The organism is Streptomyces sp. NBC_00273 (assembly GCF_036178145.1).
Lineage (GTDB): Bacteria > Actinomycetota > Actinomycetes > Streptomycetales > Streptomycetaceae > Streptomyces.
Genome location: NZ_CP108067.1, coordinates 3966570 through 3989652, shown reverse-complemented (window position 1 = coordinate 3989652; position 23083 = coordinate 3966570). Strand labels below are relative to the sequence as shown.

Annotated in this window: 22 protein-coding genes and 1 tRNA gene; 17 read left to right on the top strand and 6 right to left on the bottom strand. The window is 71.2% G+C overall.

Going from position 1 to position 23083, the window contains the following annotated elements:
• Positions 1-8 precede the first annotated feature (8 nt).
• Positions 9-1415, top strand: a complete 1407-nt coding sequence (locus tag OG386_RS16890; protein WP_328788839.1) for a dipeptidase — start codon at positions 9-11, stop codon at positions 1413-1415.
• Between the two features lie 54 nt (positions 1416-1469).
• A complete protein-coding gene (gene nudC / locus OG386_RS16885; protein ID WP_328788838.1) occupies positions 1470-2426 on the top strand; it encodes an NAD(+) diphosphatase in 957 nt (318 codons plus the stop codon).
• A gap of 94 nt (positions 2427-2520) precedes the next feature.
• Here nudC and OG386_RS16880 read toward each other — a convergent pair whose 3' ends face one another.
• The gene (locus OG386_RS16880) at positions 2521-2781 is read right to left on the bottom strand and encodes a mycoredoxin (protein ID WP_030850057.1); all 261 of its coding nucleotides are present in this window, start codon (positions 2779-2781) and stop codon (positions 2521-2523) included.
• A gap of 170 nt (positions 2782-2951) precedes the next feature.
• Here OG386_RS16880 and OG386_RS16875 point away from each other — a divergent pair, with 170 nt between their 5' ends.
• From OG386_RS16875 to OG386_RS16855, 5 genes are all read left to right on the top strand, one after another.
• The gene (locus tag OG386_RS16875) at positions 2952-5126 is read left to right on the top strand and encodes an ATP-dependent DNA helicase UvrD2 (RefSeq protein WP_328788837.1); all 2175 of its coding nucleotides are present in this window, start codon (positions 2952-2954) and stop codon (positions 5124-5126) included.
• Between the two features lie 179 nt (positions 5127-5305).
• The gene (locus OG386_RS16870) at positions 5306-5617 is read left to right on the top strand and encodes a hypothetical protein (RefSeq protein ID WP_328793277.1); all 312 of its coding nucleotides are present in this window, start codon (positions 5306-5308) and stop codon (positions 5615-5617) included.
• A gap of 179 nt (positions 5618-5796) precedes the next feature.
• Positions 5797-6168, top strand: a complete 372-nt coding sequence (locus OG386_RS16865; protein ID WP_030010480.1) for a WhiB family transcriptional regulator — start codon at positions 5797-5799, stop codon at positions 6166-6168.
• On the top strand, positions 6165-6494 hold the full coding sequence (locus OG386_RS16860) for a hypothetical protein (RefSeq protein WP_327383386.1): 330 nt from the start codon (positions 6165-6167) through the stop codon (positions 6492-6494). The genes OG386_RS16865 and OG386_RS16860 overlap by 4 nt, the downstream gene beginning before the upstream one ends.
• Positions 6495-6670: 176 nt before the next feature.
• Positions 6671-6877 carry a hypothetical protein gene (locus OG386_RS16855; protein ID WP_030711716.1) on the top strand — a complete coding sequence of 69 codons (207 nt, stop codon included), beginning with the start codon at positions 6671-6673 and terminating at the stop codon, positions 6875-6877.
• 13 nt (positions 6878-6890) lie between these two features.
• Here the strand turns inward: OG386_RS16855 and OG386_RS16850 are convergent, their stop codons facing one another.
• Together OG386_RS16850 and OG386_RS16845 are read right to left on the bottom strand one after the other, a co-directional pair.
• Complete coding sequence (locus OG386_RS16850) at positions 6891-8219, bottom strand: ABC1 kinase family protein (protein WP_328788836.1); 1329 nt, start codon at positions 8217-8219, stop codon at positions 6891-6893.
• Positions 8220-8291: 72 nt separating this feature from the next.
• Positions 8292-9425 (bottom strand): ThiF family adenylyltransferase, encoded by a 1134-nt coding sequence (locus OG386_RS16845; RefSeq protein WP_328788835.1) that lies wholly within the window; start codon positions 9423-9425, stop codon positions 8292-8294.
• A gap of 165 nt (positions 9426-9590) precedes the next feature.
• Between OG386_RS16845 and OG386_RS16840 the strand changes: the two genes are divergently transcribed.
• From OG386_RS16840 to OG386_RS16825, 4 genes are all read left to right on the top strand, one after another.
• The gene (locus tag OG386_RS16840) at positions 9591-10229 is read left to right on the top strand and encodes a M48 metallopeptidase family protein (RefSeq protein ID WP_388619071.1); all 639 of its coding nucleotides are present in this window, start codon (positions 9591-9593) and stop codon (positions 10227-10229) included.
• Positions 10230-10415: 186 nt separating this feature from the next.
• Positions 10416-12080 carry a TerD family protein gene (locus OG386_RS16835; RefSeq protein WP_328788834.1) on the top strand — a complete coding sequence of 555 codons (1665 nt, stop codon included), beginning with the start codon at positions 10416-10418 and terminating at the stop codon, positions 12078-12080.
• A gap of 20 nt (positions 12081-12100) precedes the next feature.
• The gene (locus tag OG386_RS16830) at positions 12101-12781 is read left to right on the top strand and encodes an AIM24 family protein (RefSeq protein WP_266606616.1); all 681 of its coding nucleotides are present in this window, start codon (positions 12101-12103) and stop codon (positions 12779-12781) included.
• Positions 12782-12798: 17 nt separating this feature from the next.
• Positions 12799-13554 (top strand): AIM24 family protein, encoded by a 756-nt coding sequence (locus tag OG386_RS16825; RefSeq protein ID WP_328788833.1) that lies wholly within the window; start codon positions 12799-12801, stop codon positions 13552-13554.
• A 79-nt stretch (positions 13555-13633) separates the two neighbouring features.
• Here the strand turns inward: OG386_RS16825 and OG386_RS16820 are convergent, their stop codons facing one another.
• Positions 13634-14164, bottom strand: coding sequence for an NUDIX hydrolase (locus tag OG386_RS16820; RefSeq protein ID WP_328788832.1), 531 nt, complete (start codon positions 14162-14164; stop codon positions 13634-13636).
• Positions 14161-15567: a zinc-dependent metalloprotease gene (locus OG386_RS16815; protein ID WP_266604695.1), complete on the bottom strand. Its 1407-nt coding sequence runs from the start codon at positions 15565-15567 to the stop codon at positions 14161-14163. Before OG386_RS16815 ends, OG386_RS16820 begins: the two co-directional genes overlap by 4 nt.
• Positions 15568-15759: 192 nt before the next feature.
• Between OG386_RS16815 and OG386_RS16810 the strand changes: the two genes are divergently transcribed.
• The 4 genes from OG386_RS16810 to OG386_RS16795 all read left to right on the top strand — a co-directional run bounded on the left by OG386_RS16810 (position 15760) and on the right by OG386_RS16795 (position 19191).
• The gene (locus OG386_RS16810) at positions 15760-16926 is read left to right on the top strand and encodes an SDR family oxidoreductase (RefSeq protein ID WP_328788831.1); all 1167 of its coding nucleotides are present in this window, start codon (positions 15760-15762) and stop codon (positions 16924-16926) included.
• A gap of 191 nt (positions 16927-17117) precedes the next feature.
• Positions 17118-17579, top strand: a complete 462-nt coding sequence (locus OG386_RS16805) for a molybdenum cofactor biosynthesis protein MoaE (protein WP_189732663.1) — start codon at positions 17118-17120, stop codon at positions 17577-17579.
• A 145-nt stretch (positions 17580-17724) separates the two neighbouring features.
• Complete coding sequence (locus tag OG386_RS16800) at positions 17725-17940, top strand: hypothetical protein (protein WP_030010758.1); 216 nt, start codon at positions 17725-17727, stop codon at positions 17938-17940.
• Positions 17941-18105: 165 nt separating this feature from the next.
• Positions 18106-19191, top strand: a complete 1086-nt coding sequence (locus OG386_RS16795; RefSeq protein ID WP_328788830.1) for a YlbL family protein — start codon at positions 18106-18108, stop codon at positions 19189-19191.
• Between the two features lie 77 nt (positions 19192-19268).
• On the opposite strand, the gene OG386_RS16790 is transcribed toward OG386_RS16795, so the two are convergent.
• Positions 19269-19838: a PPA1309 family protein gene (locus OG386_RS16790; RefSeq protein WP_327383376.1), complete on the bottom strand. Its 570-nt coding sequence runs from the start codon at positions 19836-19838 to the stop codon at positions 19269-19271.
• 127 nt (positions 19839-19965) lie between these two features.
• Between OG386_RS16790 and OG386_RS16785 the strand changes: the two genes are divergently transcribed.
• Together OG386_RS16785 and OG386_RS16780 are read left to right on the top strand one after the other, a co-directional pair.
• Positions 19966-22848 (top strand): UPF0182 family membrane protein, encoded by a 2883-nt coding sequence (locus tag OG386_RS16785; RefSeq protein WP_328793276.1) that lies wholly within the window; start codon positions 19966-19968, stop codon positions 22846-22848.
• Positions 22849-22897: 49 nt separating this feature from the next.
• Positions 22898-22971: transfer RNA gene (locus OG386_RS16780), tRNA-Met, on the top strand.
• Positions 22972-23083 lie beyond the last annotated feature (112 nt).

Genomic DNA, 23083 nt, shown 5'->3' with positions numbered 1-23083 from the left:
CTCGGGGCATGAGCGACACCCCGCCGGACAGCGTCGTCCGCACGTACATCGACACCCACCGCGCCGCCTTCCTCGACGACCTCGCCGAGTGGCTCCGCATTCCCTCCGTCTCGGCCCAGCCCGAGCACGCGGGCGACGTACGCCGCAGCGCCGAATGGCTCGCGGCCAAGTTCAAGGAGACCGGCTTCCCGGTCGCCGAGGTCTGGGAGACCCCCGGCGCGCCCGCCGTCTTCGCGCACTGGCCGAGCGAGGACCCGCACGCCCCGACCGTCCTCGTGTACGGGCACCACGACGTGCAGCCCGCCGCCCTCGCCGACGGCTGGCACACCGACCCGTTCGAGCCGGTGGTCAAGGGCGGCCGCATGTACGGGCGCGGCGCCGCCGACGACAAGGGGCAGGTGTTCTTCCACACCCTCGGGGTACGGGCGCACCTGGCGGCCACCGGCGCCGCCGCTCCCGCCGTGCACCTCAAGCTCCTCATCGAGGGCGAGGAGGAGTCCGGCTCGCCCCACTTCCGCGACCTCGTCGAGGCCCGCGCCGCCGAGCTCGCCGCCGACGTCGTGATCGTCTCCGACACCGGCATGTGGTCCGAGACCACCCCCACCGTCTGCACCGGCATGCGCGGCGTCGCCGACTGCGAGATCGACTTCCACGGCCCGGACCAGGACATCCACTCCGGCGCCTTCGGCGGTGCCGTGCCCAATCCGGCCACCGTCGCCGCCCGCCTGGTCGCCGCCCTGCACGACGCCGACGGGCGGGTCACGATCCCCGGCTTCTACGACAACATCGCCGAGCTGACGGACGCGGAGCGCGCGCTCATCGCCGAGCTGCCCTTCGACGAGTCCGAGTGGCTGCGTACGGCCAAGTCCCACGCGGCCGCGGGCGAGGCCGGGTACTCCACCCTGGAGCGCGTCTGGGCCCGCCCCACCGCCGAGGTCAACGGCATCGGCGGCGGCTACCAGGGCCCCGGCGGCAAGACCATCGTGCCCGCCTCCGCCCACCTGAAGCTTTCGTTCCGGTTGGTGTCCGGGCAGGACCCGTACGAGGTCGAGGCGGCCGTCAGGGACTGGGTCGCCGCCGGGATCCCGGACGGGATCCGCCACTCCATCACCTTCGGCGCACCGACCCGCCCGTGCCTGACCCCGCTGGACCACCCGGCCCTGCAGTCGGTCGTGCGGGCCATGGGCCGCGCGTTCGGCGAGAAGATCCGCTTCACGCGGGAGGGCGGCTCCGGCCCCGCGGCGGACCTCCAGGACGTCCTGGACGCGCCCGTCCTCTTCCTCGGCATCTCGGTACCGTCCGACGGCTGGCACTCACCGAACGAGAAGGTCGAGCTGGACCTCCTGTTCAAGGGCGTCGAGACGACCGCGTACCTCTGGGGAGACCTGGCCGCCCACCACCGAACCACCGCCTGACACCCGACGCACGCACCTGCCGTACCGAGCCTGCCTGTCCCACCACCGGGGGAGATGGAAGTACCTGTGAGCACCCATACCGAGCGCCCTCTCACCGAGCGCCCTCTTTCGCTCGCCGCGCCCAGCGGGATCGACCGCGCCGCGCACCACCGGCTCGACGAGGCGTGGCTCGCCGCGGCCTGGAGCCACCCCACGACCCGGGTCTTCGTCGTCTCCGGCGGCCAGGTCCTGATCGACGACACCCCCGACGGCGGTTCCGGCATCGTGATGACCCCGGCCTTCGAGGCCCCGGTCACCGAGACCCACCGCTACTTCCTGGGCACCGACGAGGACGGCGTACGGTACTTCGCGCTGCAGAAGGACGCGCTGCCCGGCCGCATGGACCAGTCGGCCAGGCCGGCCGGCCTGCGCGAGGCCGGCCTGCTGCTGTCCCCGCGCGACGCCGGGCTGATGGTGCACGCGGTCGCGCTGGAGAACTGGCAGCGGATGCACCGCTTCTGCTCGCGCTGCGGCGAGCGCACGGTGGTCGCGGCCGCCGGGCACATCCGCCGCTGCCCGGGCTGCGGCGCAGAGCACTACCCCCGCACCGACCCGGCCGTGATCATGCTGGTCACGGACGAGCACGACCGTGCGCTGTTGGGCCGCCAGGTGCACTGGCCGGAGGGCCGCTTCTCCACGCTGGCGGGATTCGTGGAGCCGGGCGAGTCGATAGAGCAGTCCGTCATCCGCGAGGTGTGGGAGGAGGCGGGCGTCCGGGTCGGCGAGGTCGAGTACGTGGCCAGCCAGCCGTGGCCCTTCCCGTACAGCCTGATGCTGGGCTTCAGGGCCCGCGCCACCACCTCGGAGATCACGGTGGACGGCGAGGAGATCGAGGAGGCCCGCTGGTTCTCCCGCGAGGAGCTGCGCGCGGCGTTCGCGTCGGGTGCGGTGCTGCCCCCGTCGGGCATCTCCATCGCCGCCCGGCTGGTCGAGCTCTGGTACGGCGAGCCGCTGCCGAAGGCGGCCGCGTAACCTTCGTCACTTCCCCGGCCCGTGACGGGCCCGGTGACAGCGGAGGGCCCCCGCCTCGGCGGGGGCCCTCCGCTGTGTGCGCTCCTGCGGCCGATCAGACGGCGAGGGCCTGCTTGACCTGGGCCAGGCTCGGGTTCGTCATGACGGACTCGTTGCCCGCGGCGGACGTCACGAGCACGGTGGGAACCGTCTGGTTGCCGCCGTTGGCCTTCTCCACGAACGCGGCGGACTCCGGGTCGAGCTCGATGTTGATCTCGTTGTACGCGATGCCTTCCCGGTCCAGCTGGGTCTTCAGCCGACGGCAGTAGCCGCACCAGGTCGTGCTGTACATCGTGACGGTGCCCGTGTCCTGCATGCTGCGCTCTCCTTCGTGAGGGCTCGGTGGTCCGAGTACTCGAACGTACGGGACCCTGCGGCCATTCCCGTACGGCTGCGCCTGCGCACCCGGTGTGACCGATACGACTGATACGTGCTGCCTGTGGACAACTTTCCCGCCCGACTCACGAGACCTGGCAGCATGGCGGGGTGACAGCAGCAACGCACTCCTCATCGTTCCCGGGTGGCCCCGCCTCCGCCGACTCGGCCGACGCGGTGCTCCTGGGCCTCGACCCGGAGCAGCGCGAGGTCGCCACGACCCTGCGCGGGCCGGTGTGCGTGCTGGCGGGTGCCGGTACCGGCAAGACCCGCGCGATCACCCACCGCATCGCCTACGGCGTCCGGTCCGGGCAGCTCATGCCGGCCAGTGTGCTGGCCGTCACCTTCACCAACCGCGCCGCGGGGGAGATGCGCGGACGCCTGCGCACCCTGGGCGCGGGCGGGGTCCAGGCCCGCACCTTCCACTCCGCCGCCCTGCGCCAGCTCCAGTACTTCTGGCCGAAAGCGGTCGGCGGCGAGCTGCCCCGGCTGCTGGAGCGCAAGATCCAGTTCGTCGCCGAGGCCGGCGCACGCTGCCGCATCCGTCTCGACCGCAACGAGCTGCGCGACGTCACGGGCGAGATCGAATGGGCGAAGGTCACCCAGACCGTGCCCGCCGACTACCCGGTGGCCGCCCTCAAGTCGGGCCGCGAGGCCCCCCGGGACCTGGCCGAGATCGCCCAGATCTACGGGACGTACGAACAGCTCAAGCGCGACCGCGGCATGATCGACTTCGAGGACGTGCTGCTCCTGACCGTCGGCATCCTCCAGGACCGCCACGACATCGCCGAGCAGATCCGCACCCAGTACCAGCACTTCGTCGTCGACGAGTACCAGGACGTCAGCCCGCTCCAGCAGCGGCTGCTGGACCTGTGGCTCGGTGAGCGCGACAGCCTCTGCGTCGTCGGTGACGCCAGCCAGACCATCTACTCCTTCACCGGTGCCACCCCCGACCACCTGCTGAACTTCCGCACCCGCTACCCGCAGGCCACGGTGGTCAAGCTGGTCCGCGACTACCGCTCCACCCCCCAGGTGGTCCATCTGGCCAACGGGCTCCTCAACCAGGCCAAGGGCCGGGCCGCCGAGCACCGGCTGGAGCTGATCTCGCAGCGCGAGACCGGCCCCGACCCCGCCTACGCCGAGTACCCGGACGAGCCCGCCGAGGCCGAGGGCGTCGCCCGCCGGATCCGGGACCTGATCGCCGCGGGCGTCCCGGCGGGCGAGATCGCCGTGCTCTACCGCATCAACGCCCAGTCCGAGGTCTACGAGCAGGCCCTCGCCGACGCCGGGGTCCCCTACCAGCTGCGCGGAGCCGAGCGGTTCTTCGAGCGCCAGGAGGTCCAGAAGGCGATCCTCGCGCTGCGCGGCGCCGCCCGCTCCGGCGGGAACGATCCGCTGCTCGACGACGTCGTGGAGCTGGGCTCCCAGGTCCGGGCGGTGCTGAGCTCCACCGGCTGGAGCACCGAGCCGCCCGCCGGCTCCGGCGCCGTGCGCGACCAGTGGGAATCGCTGGCCGCGCTGGTCCGACTCGCCGAGGACTTCGCCCGGGCCCGGCCCGCAGCGACCCTGGCGGACCTCACGATCGAGCTGGACGAGCGCAAGGCCGCCCAGCACGCCCCGACCGTGCAGGGCGTCACCCTGGCCTCGCTGCACGCGGCGAAGGGCCTGGAGTGGGACGCCGTGTTCCTCGTCGGCCTCACCGACGGCATGATGCCGATCACCTATGCGAAGACCGACGAGCAGGTCGAGGAGGAACGGCGGCTGCTCTACGTCGGCGTCACCCGGGCACGGATCCACCTGAGCCTGTCGTGGGCGCTCTCCCGCACCCCCGGCGGTCGGGCCTCCAGGCGCCCCAGCCGCTTCCTGAACGGCCTGCGGCCGGGCTCCGCGGCCCCGGGCGCCGGAGCGGGCTCCGCGGCCGAGCGAAGGGCACGGGGACGCGTGCGTCGCGGTCCGGCACTGTGCCGGGTCTGTGGCAAGACCCTGACCGAGGCCGGCGAGCTGAAGCTGATGCGCTGTGAGGACTGCCCGTCCGACATGGACGAAGGCCTCTACGAGCGGCTGCGGGAGTGGCGCGCGGCCCAGTCGAAGGAGCAAGGCATGCCCGCCTACTGCGTCTTCACGGACAAGACGCTGATGGCCATCGCGGAGGCCGCGCCGTCCGAGGAGGGGGAGCTCTCGATGATCTCCGGAGTGGGCGGCCGTAAGCTTGACCGGTACGGAGCCGATGTCCTGGCCATCTGCGCAGGTCAAGAGGTTGGGGCCGGGCATCTTGACGACGCGTAGAAACTCGTCGGAAAAATAGTTTGCACATGCCCAGCGAAGACCCATAGGTTCTTAGCAACGGAAACGGTGGCTTCTCCGAAGCCCGGGATCCGTGCTGTACTTATCCGAATACGCATGGGACAGGCCTCCGGGCCGAGTCCCCGAGACGCCGAGAGGAGGCGAGACCAGTGACCAGCTTCATGACCTTCACCGAAATGACCGATCGCTCGGTCGACGCTTCCTGCCTGCTCGGTTCCGTCTCCCTCCTGGGTACCGGTGTGTCCGCGATTTCCGCCGACCGCCCCGCCCTGCTGGCGACCCTTCCGGTCAGTGAGCGCAATGAGCGACCGACCAAGGCACCGGTGGCAGTACTGGCAGCAGAAGCGCAGGCGCATGGCGCCTATGGATTCGCTGCCGCAGCCGGTGCCGGATCCCAGAAGAAGCAGACGAAGCAGCAGCACCACCTGATGTGGGCCTTCCGCGGGCTCGAACCCTGGAGTGATCCAGCCTGATCGCATGATCAGGCCGGCGCCTTCAGGGCCGCGGAACCCCACCCGGGATCCGCGGCCCTTCTGTTTGTCCCGAACAGGGACGACGGAGCGAAGGGGCCTCGGGACTGGCAGCCAGGTACCAGCCGAACCCGGCCGACCGGCCGGAACGACTAGCCGAACAAGACGAGGAAGAAAACACCGTGCAACTCGAAGCGCACGCCCCGTCCGTACCGCAGACCCAAATGATCTCCCCGCCCGCAGTCCCGGAGGACCACACCTTGACCCCGCTCACCGCGCTGACCGCGCTCGACGACGCCATCGAGAACCTCGGCGTGCCCGTTCCCTGCCGCACCTTCGACCCCGAGGTCTTCTTCGCCGAGTCCCCGGCCGACGTCGAGTACGCCAAGTCCCTCTGCCGCACCTGCCCGCTGGTCGAGGCCTGCCTCGCCGGAGCGGTCGAGCGCCGCGAGCCCTGGGGTGTCTGGGGTGGCGAACTCTTCGTCCAGGGTGTCGTCGTCGCCCGCAAGCGTCCCCGTGGCCGTCCGCGCAAGAACCCGGTTGTCACGGCATGACCGCCATCGGAACCATCGACCGCCCCCTGACGCACGACCCCTTGAAGCAGGCCCCCATGACCTTCTACACCACGAGCGAGCAGCCCCACGGCGCCGCCCACGCAGACTTCATCACCGCCGGCGCGATCACCTCGCGTCAGAACAGGACCCGCGAAATGCAACTCATCCCAGAAGCCCTGGCTCGTGCCCATATGGACGAGCGCATGCGTGAGGTGGACGCCGAGCGTCACGCCGTGCGCCTGGTCGCCGCCCGCCGCATGCAGCGGCGTGCCGAGCGCGTCTCCATGCGCGCCCGGCGTGCGCTGGCCATGGCCGTCATGCACTAAGAGCTGAAAAGACAGCAGGCGTCGGCCCCCACCACCCGGACCACCGGGTGGTGGGGGCCGACGCCTGTCCGCGTTCCGCCACTTCCGGCAGGGTCGTCGACGGAAACCACAGGCTTGCCGCGGCCGCCGGTGCGTTGCGCGGGCCCGTCCGCCCCGGACGGGGATATCGTCTGGAGGTGGACCAGCCGACTCCCCATCCCGGCCCGTCGGGATCCGAGGCCCAGCCCGTCGTCTGCACGGGCTGTGGCGCGAAGGCCCCGGGCGAGATCCCACCCACCTGGACCTGCTCGGTGGAGAACGGGACCAGACAGTACTTCTGCGTCGACTGTGCGCGCGCCAACCTCAGGGCGATCGAGGGCAGGCTCGACTCGTCCTGGTGGTGACGCGCCCACACAGTCACTCGGCGGAGGCGAACCCCGGCAGCCAGGTGTCCAGTTCGTCCCGCAGCCGCACCGTCGCGCCCAGCTGGCACAGCACCCCGATGGTGCTCAACGTCACGCGGTGGATCAGCAGGTAGGACGGCGGCAGGTTGATCTGTCGGCCCAACTGGTGCGCGGGGGAGCGGGGATCGGCGATCCGCGCCGCCTGGCCGCGCAGCCACGGCCGGGTGAAGGTGAACTCCTCGGCCTCGGCGGGCTCGATGATCGGCTTCAGGTAATCCAGCACCGCGTCGGGGTCGAGTTCGACGGACTCCTTCACGAACCCCTCGGCGCACAGGTGCCCGTAGACCCCCTCCGCATCACCGTCCAGCGTCATCCGCAGCGACCTGCCGATGGGCTTGGGCCAGCCCCCGGGCAGCCGGTCGACCGTGCCGAAGTCCAGGACCCCCAGGCGCGTCCGGCCGTCCGACCCCGATATCAACCGGAAGTTGCCGGGGTGCGGGTCCGCGTGCAGCAGGCCGGTGCGCGCCGGACCGGAGAACAGGAACCCGGCCAGCAGCTGTCCGGCGCGATCCCGCTCCTCCTGGGTCCCGTCGGCTATCACCTCCGACAGCGGGGTCCCTTCCATCCACTCGGTCACCAGCACCTGGTCGCCCTGGTGCACGACGTCCGGCACGACCACGTCCGGGTCGTCCACGAAGGCGTCCGAGTGCGTCCGTTGGGCCTCGGCCTCCAGCTCGTAGTCGAGTTCCTCTGCGACCCGGTCGCGCAGCTCCTTGATCAGCGGCTTGATCTCCATGCCGGGGATCAGCGGCCCCAGCAGCCCCGCGAACCGGCCCAGTTGCTTCAGGTCCGACAGCAGCGCTTCACCGGCTCCCGGGTACTGCACCTTGACGGCCACCTGCCGACCGTCGTGCCACACCGCCCGGTGCACCTGCCCGATGGAGGCCGCCGCGGCCGGCTGGTCCTCGAACTCCTCGAACAGGTCTCGCCAGTCGGCGCCGAGACGGTCCGTCAGCACCTGGTGCACCGTCGCCGCGGGCAGCGGCGGGGCCGCCTCCTGAAGCTTGGTCAGCGCCGCCCGATAGGGTCCCGCGACCTCCTCGGGCAGCGCCGACTCGAAGACCGACAGGGCCTGCCCGAACTTCATGGCACCACCCTTCAGCTCACCGAGCGTGCGGAACAACTGCTCGGCGGTGCGCTGCTGGAGCTCGCGCGCCACGATCTCCGCGGACTTGCCCCCGATCCGCTTGCCCAGCCCCCACGTGGCCCGGCCCGCTATGCCGAGCGGCAGCGCGGCCAGCTTGACCGTACGGGTGACCGCCTTCCGGGGAAGATCAGACATACGCCCCTCCATGTCCCAGACCGCTGCGCCGCGAACGACGGACTCAGGAAGGGCTCCGTCGCCCCGACACCCTCAGCGCATCCTGTCATGGCCCTCCCGGCCGCTTCCCGCCCGATCCGCATCCGGTGACCCACCCGCCCCGCAGGGGCAGTCGGGATGCGGGGGGACCGGTGTGGATTCCCAGTGCAGCGCGGGGAGGGCGGCCTCCCAGCGCGCGGCCGTGGAAGCGGGGAGTTGTCCGTCGAGGAAGGCCAGCGCGTGGGCCGCGGCCAGCCCGGCCACCGCCGTGGACAGGCCCAGGTCGCAGGCCGCACCCGCGCGGCGGCGGTGGGCCGAACGCCACTGCACGAGCATCCTCGGCCAGGCCGCGTCCCGGTCCACGCGCTCGCGCTCCATGCACCCCGCGCAGGCCGTCGACCCCGGCAGCACCAGCGGTCCCACCAGCCCTGTCCCCTCCAACACCCCCGCGTACAAGTGGGGGATGCCCGAGGCGATCCAGTCGGCCGCGGTGTCCGGATCCGGGGCCCAGGCGTGCAGCCCGTCCCGGGGCGCGACCACCACCAGGGCCAGCCCCGGCTCCGCCCCCGCGTCCTCCCCGGCCCGCGGGGTGCGCCCCGGGGCCGACTCGCGCACCCGCCTGCCCGCGGACTCGGCCCGCGGCCGGCCCACGCTCCCGGGGTCCAGCCCGCCCGGCGCCACGTCCGCCGGCTCCACCAGACCCCCGTCGAGCACCTCCACCCGGCCCACGCCGGCTCCCGCCAGGACGGCGGCGATCACGGCCCCCACCCGTCCGCTCCCGCGCACCCGGACCCGTATCGCCCGGCGGGCGACGATCCCCCGTAAGTCCCCGCCGGGCTCCCGGTGGACCAGGGACAGCGAACCCAGGTCGGGCCCGAGCCGTTCCACGGTCTGTGGATGCCCCCGCAGGGCCTGGGCCCGCGGGCCGCCCGCCGTGGCGTCGTCGAGCAGGCCGGCCCCCGCCAGCGTCCTGACCACTTCGTCGGCCCGGCCGTCCGGCAGCCCCATTCCCGAGGCTTCGGCCCGCAGCAGCTCCATTCCCCGGGTCCCGTCGATCCGGTCGATCAGGGTGCCCGTCGCCGTGTCCACGGGGCCGAACACCACCGCATGGGCGGGCGTCACCCCGAACTGAACCGTCTGCAGATCCCGCCACGCCCGCGCCAGCGCCGGCTTCACCTTCGGATACACGTCCCGTCCCCCTCGATATCCCGTGCGTACTCGTGCGTACTCGTGCGGACTCATGGGCACTCGTGCGCATGCGCGCCGCCCGTTTCCCGTTCTTCCGCAACAGTGCACGCCCGCGGGAATCCCTGCCGGAATTTGTCCACAGGTGCGAGGTATTAGGCATATGAGATGAAGGGAAATCGGGTTCCGGAAATCGGCCGCGAATCCCTCGTGTTCGAACCGCGGACGGGCGGGACTTCCACCACCGCGACCGGGTACCGTCGTGGCGTGTCCGCCGACCCACCGCAGCGCGCCGTCGAAGTCCGCCGGAGCGCGCGCCGCCGCAGGACCGTATCCGCCTATCGCGAGGGTGACCGTACGGTCGTGCTCATCCCTGCCCGGATGTCCGAGGCGGAGGAGCAGCGCTGGGTGGGGGTCATGCTCGACAAACTGGCCGCCCAGGAGAGCCGGCGAACCTTCGGGGACGCGGAACTCACCGAGCGCGCCGCGCAGCTGTCCGAGCAGTACTTCGACGGCCGCGCCCGCCCCCGCACGGTCCGCTGGGTCACCAACCAGAACACCCGCTGGGGCTCCTGCACCCCCGCCGAGGGCAGCATCCGGCTCTCGCACCGGCTCCAAGGGATGCCCGAGTACGTCGTCGACTACGTGCTCCTGCACGAGTTGGCCCACCTGCTCGTACCCGGCCACGGACCCCGCTTCTGGGAACTGCTGGAGGCGTACCCGCGCACCGAGCGGGCCCGCGGCTACCTGGAGGGCGTGGTCGCCGCCGAGCGACTGCCGAAGGTCCCCGCCGCCCGCGAGGAATGAGCCCGCCGGCCCACCCGCCGGTCCGCCCGCCGGCCCGTCCGTCGGTCGGCCCTTCGACCCGCCGGCCGCCCCTCGCGCCGCACGCAGTGTTTTGTACCGGGTCGGTACCGGCTTGGCCGGATGTCGGCAATTGCCGTTAGCCTGAGCGCCACGCATTCACAGTCGGGATGGGGGACGGTCGTACGTATGGCCAGGGAATTCCAACGCGGCCACAAGGCCAAGATCAGTGATCTCACGGCGGGCACCGATCTGTACGTAGGCGTCCAGATCGCCGGATCAGGACTCGCCTTCGACATCAGCTGTTTCGGCCTCGACGCCAACGAGCAGCTGTCGGACGACCGTTACTTCGTCTTCTTCAATCAGCCGAAGTCGCCGGAAGAGTCCATTCAGCAACTCGGTGCGCAGTCCGGCGACACCGAATCCTTCCGGGTGACGCTGGACCGCATTCCGGCGTCCATCCACAAGCTGTCCTTCACCGCCACCATCGACGGCGGCGGACAGATGTCGCAGATCGGCCCCGGCTACATCCGGATCGTGGCCGGCGGCGAAGAGGTCGTCCGGTACTCGTTCACCGGTTCGGAGTTCACCACCGAGCGGGCCGTCATGCTCGGTGACTTCTACCTGAAGGACGTGTGGCGCTTCGCCGCCGTCGGCCAGGGCTTCGACGGCGGGCTCGACGCGCTCCTGCGGAACTTCGGCGGCGAGGTCGCCGAGGACCCGCAGCCGGCGCAGCAGGCCCCGGCCGCGGCCTCGCCCGGGTTCGCCCCGCCGCCGCAGGCGGCCGCCCCGGCCCCGTCCTTCGGCGCCCCGGCCCCCGCCCAGCAGGCCCCGCAGGCCCCGGCCCCCGCGCCGTCCTTCGGCGCGCCCGTGCCGGCGCCCGGTGCCGTCCCGCAGCCCCAGTACCAGCAGCCCGCGGCCCCGGCCCCGGTGCACGCCGCGCCCACCATGGCCGCGCCGCTCGCCCCGCCGGCCCCCGCCCCGTACGGCCAGCCGCCGCAGCCGCCCCAGCCGTCCTACGGTCAGGTGCCGCCGCCCGCGCCGGCCCCCGCGCCCTACGGGCAGCCGCCGCAGCAGCCCTCCTACGGCCAGGTCCCCGGCCAGCAGCCGCCCCCGTACGGGCAGCAGCAGCCCGCCTTCGGCCAGCAGCCGCCGCAGTACGCGCAGCAGCAGCCGCAGCACGCAGCCGCCGGAGCGGGCCTCGCCGCCGCGCTCCAGCCGTACAAGGAGGCCCCCACCGGCGCCCGCTGGACCCCGCAGAACCAGCAGCTCATGCGCGTCGACCTGTCGATGGGCGGCCAGGCCGTCCTCGCCCGCCAGGGCAGCATGGTCCTCTACCAGGGCAAGGTCGACTTCAGCTACAAGGGCGCGGGCTTCGCCGGCCGCATCGTCGGCAACGCCACCGGCCAGGAGATGCAGCTCATGCGCTGCACCGGCCGCGGCCAGGTCTTCCTCGCGGAGAACGGCGCACACCTGCACGCCATCGAGCTCCAGGGCGACGGGATCTGCGTCTCCGCCGAGGCCGTCCTCGCCTTCGACGAGTCGCTCCAGCACGAGGTCCGCCGCATCGAGGGCCACGGCATCCCCGGCGGCGCCCTGTTCACCATGCAGTTCCAGGGCACCGGCACGGTCATCGTCAAGACGCACGGCGTCCCGGTGGTCCTGCCCGTCACCCCGACCACCTTCGCGGACAGCAACGCCATCGTCGCGTGGTCCTCCGCCTCGCAGGTGATCATCTCCAGTCAGGTCCGGCTGCGGCGCAACGCCTACCCCGGCCACAGCGGGGAGACCGTGAACCTCCAGTTCCGCGGCGCTCCCGGCAACTTCATCGTCGTCCAGCCGTACGAGGTCTGAGGGAGCCCGACATGAACGCAATGAACCAACAACTCGCGGGCTTCGCCCCGACCCCCGTCACGGCCCGCATGGAGAACCACGGCCGGGCCATGCTCAAGGTCGCCATGCAGAGCGGCCAGGACCTCTTCGCCCGCACCGGCTCGATGGTCGCCTACGAGGGCTTCGTCCAGTACGAGCCCAACCCGCCGGCCGTCCGTCAGATGGCCTCGCAGTGGATCACCGGCGAAGGCGCGCCGTTGATGAAGTGCACCGGCGACGGCCTGCTCTACCTGGCCGACTACGGCGCCGACGTGGTCGTCATCAACCTCAACAACGACTCGCTCTCGGTCAACGGCACCAACCTGCTCGCCTTCGACGCACACCTGCAGTGGGGCGTCGAGCGGGTCAAGGGCCTCGCCAAGTTCGCCGGCCAGGGCCTGTTCAACGTGCAGATCGCGGGCACCGGGTGGGTCGCCCTGACCTCCCGCGGCACCCCGATCGTGGTCGACTGCGGCCGCGGCGATGACGAGACGTACGTCGACCCCGACGCGCTCGTCGCCTGGTCGCCGAATCTCAAGGTCAAGGGCAAGCGCAGCTTCAAGGCCTCGTCGATGATCGGCCGGGGCAGCGGGGAGGCCTACCAGATGGCCTTCTCCGGCCAGGGCATCGTCGTCGTACAGCCCAGCGAGGACAGCACCGACCGGCTCCGGGCCCGGGGCTGAGGGGGAGCGGACACATCATGCAGAGCGCACTTTTCGCCCACGCCGAGGCGCAGTCCCAGGAGCGGTACGCCATCCAGAACCCGCAGCTGCTGCGGGTCTCGCTGACGGGCTCCGACGACGTACTCGCCCGCAAGGGCGCCATGGTCGCCTACCAGGGACTCATCGACTTCGACGGCGAGTACCAGACCACCAACCAGCAGAGCGCCCGCCGCCGCACCGGCGAGGGCCTGGACCTCATGCGCTGCTCCGGGCAGGGCACGGTCTACCTGGCCAACCTGGCCCAGTACGTGCACGTCGTGGACGTGGACCAGGACGGCCTCACGGTCGACAGCAGCTACGTGCTGGCCCTGGACTCCACCCTGCACACCGAGGTCATCGCGGTGGACAGCCAGTACGGGATCTCCGGCTCGGGCAAGTACCAGCTCAACATCTCCGGCCGCGGCAAGGTCGCGCTGATGACCTCCGGGCAGCCGCTGATGATGCACGTCACGCCCGACAAGTACGTCAACGTCGACGCCGACGCGATCGTGGCCTGGTCCACCTCGCTGCGGGTGCAGATGCAGGCCCAGACGCACTCCAGCGGGGTGTGGCGGCGGCGCGGCAACACCGGCGAGGGCTGGGAGCTGAGCTTCCTCGGCACCGGCTTCGCGCTGGTGCAGCCCAGCGAGGTGCTGCCGCCGCAGAACGCCCAGCTCGGCCAGGGCGTCGCCGCGCAGTTCGGCATGGGCCAGCAGGGCTCGCACGCGCAGAACCAGAACAACGCCTGGAACTGACGGTTCCCGGCACGGCGAAGGGGGCGGTCCCACCGGGGACCGCCCCTTCGCCGCATTCAGGCCCGCGCCGCGGTGTGGCTCAGCCGCCCAGCCGGGCCAAGGTCGCCTCCAGCAGCCGCACGACGGACGCGTCGGCCACCGCCGCCACATCCTCGTACGGGAACCAGCGCAGGTCCAGGGACTCCTCGCTGATCTCCGCCACCGCGCCGGCCGGAGCCAGCGCCGCGTACTGCACGTCCAGGTGCCAATGGCACGGAGCCGGGATCGCATGCCGGTCCAAGCGCACCGGCCCGCCGTCGACCAGGGTCAGCCCCGACGCGATGCCCGACTCCTCACGGGCCTCGCGCAGCGCCACCTCGGCGAGGGTCCGGTCACCGGGCTCGCAGTGGCCGCCCATCTGGAGCCACATGCCGAGCTTCTTGTGCAGGGTCAGCAGGACGCGCCCCCGCACCGGATCGATCACCAGTGCGCTGCCCGTGACGTGCCCGGCCCCGCAGGGCTTGTAGACCCCGTCCGGGTGGGCCGCCAGGTGTTCCAGGTACAGGTCGCGCAGCTCCGGCTGGTCCTCGTACGCCTTCAGGACGAGGACCGCGTCTTCGTGGAGGCTCACTTCTTCTCGTCGCCGTCCTGTTCGCGCTTCTCGGCGGCCTCGCCGAGCATCTTGTCGATCTCGGAGAAGTCCAGCTGTTCGCGGTGCACGAAGCCGTCCGGGTCGTCCAGGTCGGAGGCCGTCGGCAGCATGTCCGGGTGCTCCCAGAGGCCGTCGCGGCCGTCCACTCCGCGCGCGTCCGTGAGGGAGGCCCACAGCCGCGAGGCGTCGCGCAGCCGGCGCGGGCGCAGCTCCAGGCCGATCAACGTCGCGAAGGTCTGCTCCGCCGGGCCGCCGGAGGCGCGCCGCCGCCGCATGGTCTCGCGCATCGCGTCCGCCGAGGTCAGCCGGGGCTTGGCGGCCTCGTGCACCACCGCGTCGACCCAGCCCTCGACCAGCGCGAGCGCCGTCTCCAGGCGGGCCAGGGCGGCCTTCTGCTCGGGGGTGTCCTGCGGCTGGAACATGCCGCCCTGGAGCGCTTCCTGCAGCTGCTCCGGGTTGGACGGGTCCAGCTGGCCGACGACGTCCTCCAGCTTCGAGGTGTCGACCTTGATGCCGCGGGCGTAGCCCTCGACCGCGCCGAACAGGTGCGAGCGCAGCCACGGCACGTGGGCGAAGAGCCGGGCGTGGGCCGCCTCGCGCAGGGCCAGGTAGAGCCGCACCTCGTCCGAGGGCACGCCCAGGTCCTTGCCGAAGCTCTCGATGTTCAGCGGCAGCAGAGCGGCCTTCCCGGCCGGGCCCAGCGGCAGGCCGATGTCCGTCGAGCCGACGACCTCGCCCGCGAGGGTGCCGACGGCCTGGCCGATCTGCTGGCCGAACATGGCGCCGCCCATGGAACGCATCATGCCGAGCAGCGGGCCCGCCATGGCCTGCATCTCCTCCGGCAGCACGCCACCCATGGCCGCGCCGACACGCTCCGCGACCGGGTCCACGAGCTCCTTCCACACCGGGAGGGTCGCCTCGACCCACTCGGCGCGGCTCCAGGCCACGGCCGTGGTGGCGCCCGAGGGCAGCGAGGTCACGCCGTCCAGCCAGTGGTCGGCGAGGCGCACGGCCTCCTCGACGGCGGACTTCTCGGCGACGCCGACGCTCGTGTCCTTCACGCCGTCCGCGGTGCCCTGCGCGACGGTCTGGCGGGCGATGTCCTTGGCCATGTCCCAGTTCACGGGACCGCCCTCGTAACTGAGCATCTGGCCGAGCTGCTGGAAGGCGGCACCGAGGTCGTTCGGGTTCATCGAACCGAACATCGCGGCGAACGGGTTGTCCGCTCCGGGAGCGCCCGCCCCGCCCGGCAGACCCATGCCGGGGAACCCGAAGGGATTCGCCGGGCCGCCCTGACCGCCCTGGTTGCCCTTCTTCTTGCCATCGTCGCCGTTCTCCGGCTCCTCCGGCGGAAGGCCGAATCCGAATGGGGTGTCGCTCACGGGTTTCCTCGGCTCGTAGGGCCGCCGGCGGGAGCCGACGGGCAATGGACAGACAACACCACCCAGCGTAGACACCGCGGCCGCATCCGGGCTCGGTGCTCCGCCGACTCCTGGGCTGCGGCAGGATGGACATCACCTGGTGGGTACGCGTCACGACGCGTCCCTACTGAAGACAACCGCTGGAGACGCCCGGTGAGTTCCCCAGATCCGCAGTTTCGCGCGATGCACGACGACGAAAACAGCTCCGAGCACGGCGACGGCGCCCCCGGCGTTCGCCAGCCGCGAAACCCGGAGGGAATCCGCCGGCACAGCCCGGTGATCGCCGTGACCGGCGCCGCCTCGGGGGTCGGCGCGGCCCTGGTGAGCCGTCTGGCCGCCTCCGACGAGGTCAAGCAGGTCGTCGCCATCGACGAGCGACGCGGGGACTGCGCCGCCGCGCAGTGGCACGTCCTCGACGTACGGGACCCCGCGATCGCCGAGAAGCTGCGCGGCGCGGACGTCGTGGTCCACCTCGCGCTGGACCTCGACCTGGAGACCGACCCGGCCGCCCGTACGGCGTACAACGTGCGCGGCACCCAGACCGTCCTGACGGCCGCCGCCGCGGCCGGCGTGCACCGGGTGGTGCTCTGCACCTCGGCGATGGTCTACGGGGCCCTGCCGGACAACGACATCCCGCTGTCCGAGGACTCCGAGCTGCGGGCCACCGCCGAGGCCACCGGCGTCGGCGACCTGCTGGAGATCGAGCGCCTCGGCCGCCGGGCCCCGCGCGCGCACCCCGGACTGAACGTCACCGTGATCCGCCCGGCCGTCCTGGTCGGCGGCACGGACACCGCCCTGACCCGGTACTTCGAGTCCCCGCGGCTGCTCGTGGTGGCGGGATCCCGCCCCACCTGGCAGTTCTGTCACGTGGACGACCTGGTCAGCGCCCTGGAGTACGCGGCCCTGGAGAAGGTCGAGGGAGAGCTGGCCGTGGGCTGCGAGGGGTGGCTGGAGCAGGAGGAGGTCGAGGAACTGAGCGGCATCCGCCGCATGGAGCTGCCCTCCGCGGTCGCGCTGGGCGCCGCGGCCCGCCTGCACCGCATCGGCCTGACCCCGTCCCCGGCCGGGGACCTCGCCTACACGATGCACCCGTGGGTGGTCAGCGTCAGCGGATTGCACGCGGCCGGCTGGCGGCCGCGCTGGACCAACGAGGAGGTGCTCGCCGAGCTCCTCCAGGAGGTCTCGGGCCGCCACACGGTCGCGGGCCGCCGACTGGGCCGCAGGGACGCCGCCACGGCCGCCGGTGCGGCCGGCGCGACGGTGGCCCTGCTGGGCGCGGCCGCGGCGGTCCGCCTGGCGCGCAAGCGGCGCGGGATCTGACCCTGCGGGTCGGGCCGCCCGCCCGGTGCGGCGCGGTCGCCGGGGGCGCCGCCCCCGGACCGCCGCGCCCCGAACGCCGGTGGGGCCGGATCGCGCCGGTGCCCGGATTGGTAGGAGGCTCCCAAGGCGGCGCCCCCGCCCCGGGCGAATCTGCTATTCCGCCGTGTCAGCGGCTAGGGCACGATGAAGGCATGGCACCGCACTTCGACCACCCCGGTGAGCAGGCTGCTTCGGACCCGATCCGGCTGCTCCAGATCCGCGAGACCGCCCTGTCGATCGACGAGGTCTTCCAGGCCGTCGGCGACGACGCGTCGGGCGGTACGACGCTCTTCGTCGGCACGGTGCGCAACCACGACGGCGGGGCGGACGTCGACTCGCTCGGCTACTCCTGCCACCCGACCGCCGAAGCCGAGATGCGCCGCGTCGCCGAGCGCGTCGTGGCCAAGTTCCCGGTCCGCGCCCTGGCGGCCGTGCACCGCGTCGGTGACCTGGCCGTGGGAGACCTGGCCGTCGTCGTCGCCGTGTCCTGCCCGCACCGCGGCGAGGCCTTCGAGGCCGCCCGGATGCTGATCGACGACCTCAAGCACGAGGTCCCGATCTGGAAGCACCAGACCTTCAGCGACGGCACCGAGGAGTGGGTCGGCGCCTGCTGAACCCCCGGTCACGGAGCGCCACCCGGAAGGCGGTAGCCTCGCACCCGTTCGGCCGCGCAACACGCCCTCGATTTGCGTAACCCCCCCACGGGCACGAGCGTTGAAGCCACCAACGAAACGTACTTCGGGGTAGGGAGGCACGCCCATGGCGTCTTTGGCGTGGTTGCTGATTCCGCTGTTCGCCGCGATCGGAGCGGCGATATGGGGCAGCTGGGCGGCACGCGACCGCACACAGGGTGACATATCCGAGCTCGCGGGATACGCACGATTCCGGGAAGCCATGGCCAACGCCGATCAGGCCAGGGTGAAGGCCGACGCCCACTCCTCGCCGTCCGCCCACTCCGCCTCCGACGCCGTCTGAGACGTCCGCCGTCGTCCACCGCCGTCCGCGGCCGTTCGACGCTCCGCGTCCGTTCCGCTCCGGTCCGCCGCCTTCGGTGAGATTCCGCTGAGAGTTTCGCGTACGGACCCCGTACGGACCGGCCCCGAGGGTCGCCCGCCAGGGCCGTCCCGTACTGTCGGATCCATGCCACGCCGCACCGCGACGATGCTCGCTTCCACCCTGGTGCTGTTCGCGCTGCTCTGCGCAGGGGTGTTCATCAAGGTCCCGTACTCCGAGATGAGCCCCGGCCCGACGGTGAACACGCTCGGGGACTCGCACGGCGCGCCCGTCCTCAACATCGCGGGGCGCACGACGTACCCGACCAGGGGTCACCTCAACATGACGACGGTCCGCGTCACCGGTGCGGACTACGAGATGAGCCTGGTGGAAGCGGTCTACGGGTGGTTGGCCGGCGACAACATCGTCGTCCCGCACGAGAACCTCTACCCGAACGGGAAGACGGAAGCGGAGTCCACCCAGGAGAACGCCGAGGAGTTCAGCCAGTCGCAGCAGAGCGCCAAGGTGGCGGCCCTGAAGCAGCTCGGCATCCCGGTCACCGCCCGGGTGATCGTCTCCACCGTGGTCAAGGACAGCCCCGCCGAGGGACGGCTGCACGCCGGAGACGTGATCAAGGCCGTGGACGGCGCCGCCGTCACCGCCCCCGAGGACGTGGCCAAGTTCGTCACCAAGCACAAGCCGGGCGAGCCGGTGGAGTTCACCATCGTGCCCGCCAAGGAGGCGACCGAGGCGGCGAAGGCCGGCAACAACGACCCCGCCACCTCGAAGCTGACGATCACCGCGGGCAAGGCGGAGGGCGACGGTCACGCCATCGTCGGCATCCGGGCCGGTACCGACCACACCTTCCCGTTCACGATCGACATCAAGCTCGCCGACATCGGCGGCCCGAGCGCCGGCCTGATGTTCGCCCTCGGCATCGTCGACAAGCTCACCCCGGAGGACCTGACCGGCGGGAAGTTCGTCGCGGGCACCGGCACCATCGACGACGCGGGCAAGGTCGGACCCATCGGCGGCATCCAGATGAAGACCATCGGCGCCCGCAAGGCCGGTGCCGAGTACTTCCTGACGCCCGCCGAGAACTGCGCCTCCGCGGTCTCCAACGTCCCCGACGGGCTGACCCTGGTCAAGGTGTCCACCATCGACGACGCGACGAAGGCACTGCAGAAGATCAGCAAGGGGGACACGGCCGGGCTGCCGCAGTGCACGGCCTAGCCCCGACCGCTCCGTCCCCCTGACGGGCAGGACGCGGGCAGGACGGGCAGGGGGGCAGGGGGGCAGGGGGGCAGGGGCTACGAGAAGGTCGCCGCCAGGGCCTCCGCCAGGCCGGGCACCAGGCCCGCACCGGTGAGGACCTCCGTCGAGGCGTCCTTCTCGCGCAGCCGCACGGCCGACTCCCGCGATCCGTCGCGCAGCACGGCCACGGTGAGGCGCACCTCCTGCCGCTCCGGGTGGCCGGCGACCCACTTCGACAGCTGCTTGTCGTTCAGTCCCTCCGGTACGGAGGACTCCGCGGACGGCGGCAGCATCAGTCGCTCCACCGTCAGCGCGCAGCCGACGACGGCGTCGGGCCAGGCGATGGTGCCGAGGAACTTGTCGAGCGGCGTCCCCTTCGGGACCTCGTCCTGCTCGATGGGGGTGAGGGAGGACTTGCCGGCGTCGTCCTGGTCGAGACCGAGCTGGCCCGCCAGCCGCGGCTCCTGCTTCTTGAGCCGGGCGGTGTCGACCAGGGCGAAGAGCCGCGCGGGCTTGTCCCAGCCGAGGCCGGCCGCGTACTCGTCGATCTCGAGGCAGGCGCGGGTCAGCGGGCTGGCCGCCATGGGGGTGCCGGGGGAAGGCGAAAGGTTGGACATGGACAACATCCTGCCTCCTTTCCATCGATTACCGGGAACTGACCGAAGCCTCAGTAAGTTGCACAAGTGGGCCCTACGATCGGGGGCCCGTTCATTACCAGACTCAGCTTTCGAGGTGCGCACCTTGGCTTTCCAGATGCCGGACCGCGGCGGAGGCCCTTCCGGGCCACGGATGAGAGTCGGCCGCCCCTCCCGGCGGGCGAGAACTCTCCTCATGACCCTGGGCGTGTTGGCCGTCCTGGCCATGCTCTTCATCATGTTCGCGGGCTTCTGGACTGACTGGCTCTGGTTCCGCTCCGTGAAGTACTCCACCGTCTTCACCACCACCCTGTGGACCAAGATCGGCCTCTTCGCCGTCTTCGGCCTGCTGATGGCCGGTGCGGTCGGGCTGAACATCTGGCTGGCCCACCGGCTGCGGCCGCCGCTCAGCGCGATGTCGATGGAGCAGCAGAGCCTCGACCGCTACCGGATGAGCATCGCCCCGTACAAGAAGTGGCTGCTGCTGGGCATCGCGGTGCTCGTCGGCCTGATCGCGGGCGCTTCGGCGGCCGGCCAGTGGAAGACCTGGCTCATGTACGTGAACGGCGTGCCCTTCGGTTCGAAGGACCCGCAGTTCCACATGGACGTGTCCTTCTACACCTTCGACCTGCCCTGGTACCGCTTCCTGCTCGGCTTCGGCTTCGCCGCCGTCGTGCTGTCGGTGATCGCCGCGGCCGTCGTGCACTACCTGTACGGCGGACTGCGCGTGACGAGCCCGGGTGCGCGGGCCACCGCCGCCGCCACCGGGCACCTGTCGGTGCTGCTCGGCCTCTTCGTCACGCTCAAGGCGGTCGCCTACTGGCTCGACCGGTACGGGCTCGCCGTGAAGTCCAGCGACTTCAAGGCCGCCGACAATTGGACGGGCCTGCGCTACGTCGACGCGAACGCCTACCTGCCGGCGAAGACGATCCTCGTCGCCATCGCCGCGATCTGCGCCGTGCTGTTCTTCGCGACGCTGTGGCGCCGCACCTGGCAGCTGCCGGTCATCGGCTTCGGCCTGATGGTGCTCTCGGCGATCCTGATCGGCGGGCTCTACCCGGCGATCGTGCAGAAGTTCCAGGTCCAGCCGAACGAGCAGGCCAAGGAATCCCCGTACGTCCAGAAGAACATCAAGGCCACGCGCGACGCCTACGGCATCGCCGGCGCCCAGGTCTCGGACTACCCGGGCGTCCCGCAGACGGAGGACCGGACCAAGCTGCGCCCGCAGGCCGACACCACGGCCAGCATCCGCATCCTCGACCCGAACATCGTCTCGCCGGCCTTCCAGCAGCTCCAGCAGGTCAAGGGCTACTACGCCTTCCCGTCCACGCTCGCCGTGGACCGGTACAGCGGCCAGGACACGGTCATCGGGCTGCGCGAGCTGAACATCGGCGGCATCCCGAAGAACAACTGGATCAACGACCACTTCAAGTACACGCACGGCTACGGCGTGGTCGCGGCCAAGGGCACCACCGTGAAGGAGGGTGCTCCCGACTTCACGCAGGCCGACCTGCCCTCCAAGGGCGTGTTCGGCACGGACTTCGAGCAGCGCATCTACTACGGCGAGCAGACGAAGCAGTACTCGATCGTCGGCGGTCCGCAGAAGGAGCTCGACTACTCGGACGACAAGGGCGAGAAGGAGACGAGCTACAAGGGCGACTCCGGCGTCAGCCTCGACAACCCGGTCAACCGGGCGGCGTACGCGCTCACCTTCAACGAGCCGCAGATCCTCTACTCGGGCGCCATCGGCGACGGCTCGCGGATCCTCTACAACCGCACGCCCAAGCAGCGCGTCGAGGCCGTCGCCCCGTGGCTGACCATCGACGGCGCGCCCTACCCGGCCGTGATCGACGGCCGGATCAAGTGGATCGTCGACGCGTACACGACCACCAACGGCTACCCGTACGCCTCGCGCACCACGCTGGGCCAGAGCACCGCGGACTCGCTGACCAACAGCCAGCGCGCGGTGGTCGCCCAGGAGAACCAGGTCAACTACATCCGCAACTCGGTCAAGGCCACCGTCGACGCGTACGACGGCTCGGTGGACCTGTACCAGTGGGACACCGCGGACCCGGTCCTGAAGACCTGGATGAAGGCGTTCCCCGGCACGGTCAAGTCCAAGGCCGACATCGCCAAGCCGCTCATGGAACACCTCCGCTACCCGCAGGACCTCTTCAAGGTCCAGCGCGAGCTGCTGACCCGGTACCACGTCACCGACCCGCAGACCTTCCTCAGCGGCAGTGAGGCGTGGGCGGTCCCGGACGACCCGACGACCAAGGCCGGTACGGCCGTTCCGCCGTACTACCTGTCGATGAAGATGCCGGGTCAGAAGGAGAAGGACCAGGTCTTCTCGCTCACCACGACGTTCACGCCGAACGAGCGGCCAAACCTGAGTGCCTTCATGGCGGTCAACGCCGATCCGGGCACCCCGGACTACGGCAGCATCCGCATTCTGAAGATGCCGACGAGCAAGCCGCCGGACGGCCCGAGCCAGGTGCAGAGCAAGTTCCAGTCGGAACCGAAGATCGCCGAATCCATCCGCCTGCTGCGCGGTGGTGACTCGGAGATCGAGTACGGCAACCTGCTCGCGGTGCCGCTCGACGGCGGGATGCTCTACGTCGAGCCGGTCTATGTCCGCAGTTCCACGCTCAAGTACCCGCTGCTGCGCAAGGTGCTCGTGACCTACGGCAACCAGACCGCCTTCGAGGACACCCTGGAGAAGGCGCTGAACGTGGTCTTCGGGGCCGAGGCGCCGACCGTTCCGGTGCCCCCGGAGCAGCCTCCGGGTCAGGGCACCGTCACGCCGCCGACCGTCCAGGACCCGACGGTCAAGGCAGCCCTCGGTGATGCGCAGAAGGCCATCGAGGATGCCGAGAAGGCCCGGCAGGCCGGCGACTGGGCGGCCTTCGGCAAGGCCCAGGAGGAGATCAAGGCCGCACTGAAGCGGGCGATCGAGGCCGAGGCGAAGCTGACGACGACGCCCGCTCCGTCCGGCCAATGATCAATCGGTAATGGTTCCACCCCGCGTCGTGATACTGTGGTTTCACCGACGCGGGGTGGAGCAGCTCGGTAGCTCGCTGGGCTCATAACCCAGAGGTCGCAGGTTCAAATCCTGTCCCCGCTACTGAAGATGAAGGCCCGGATCCATGGGATCCGGGCCTTCGTCATGTCCGGGACGGACACGCGGTAGCCGGGGAGGGTGACTTGTGGGTGGAGCGTGTTTGACTTACCTCACT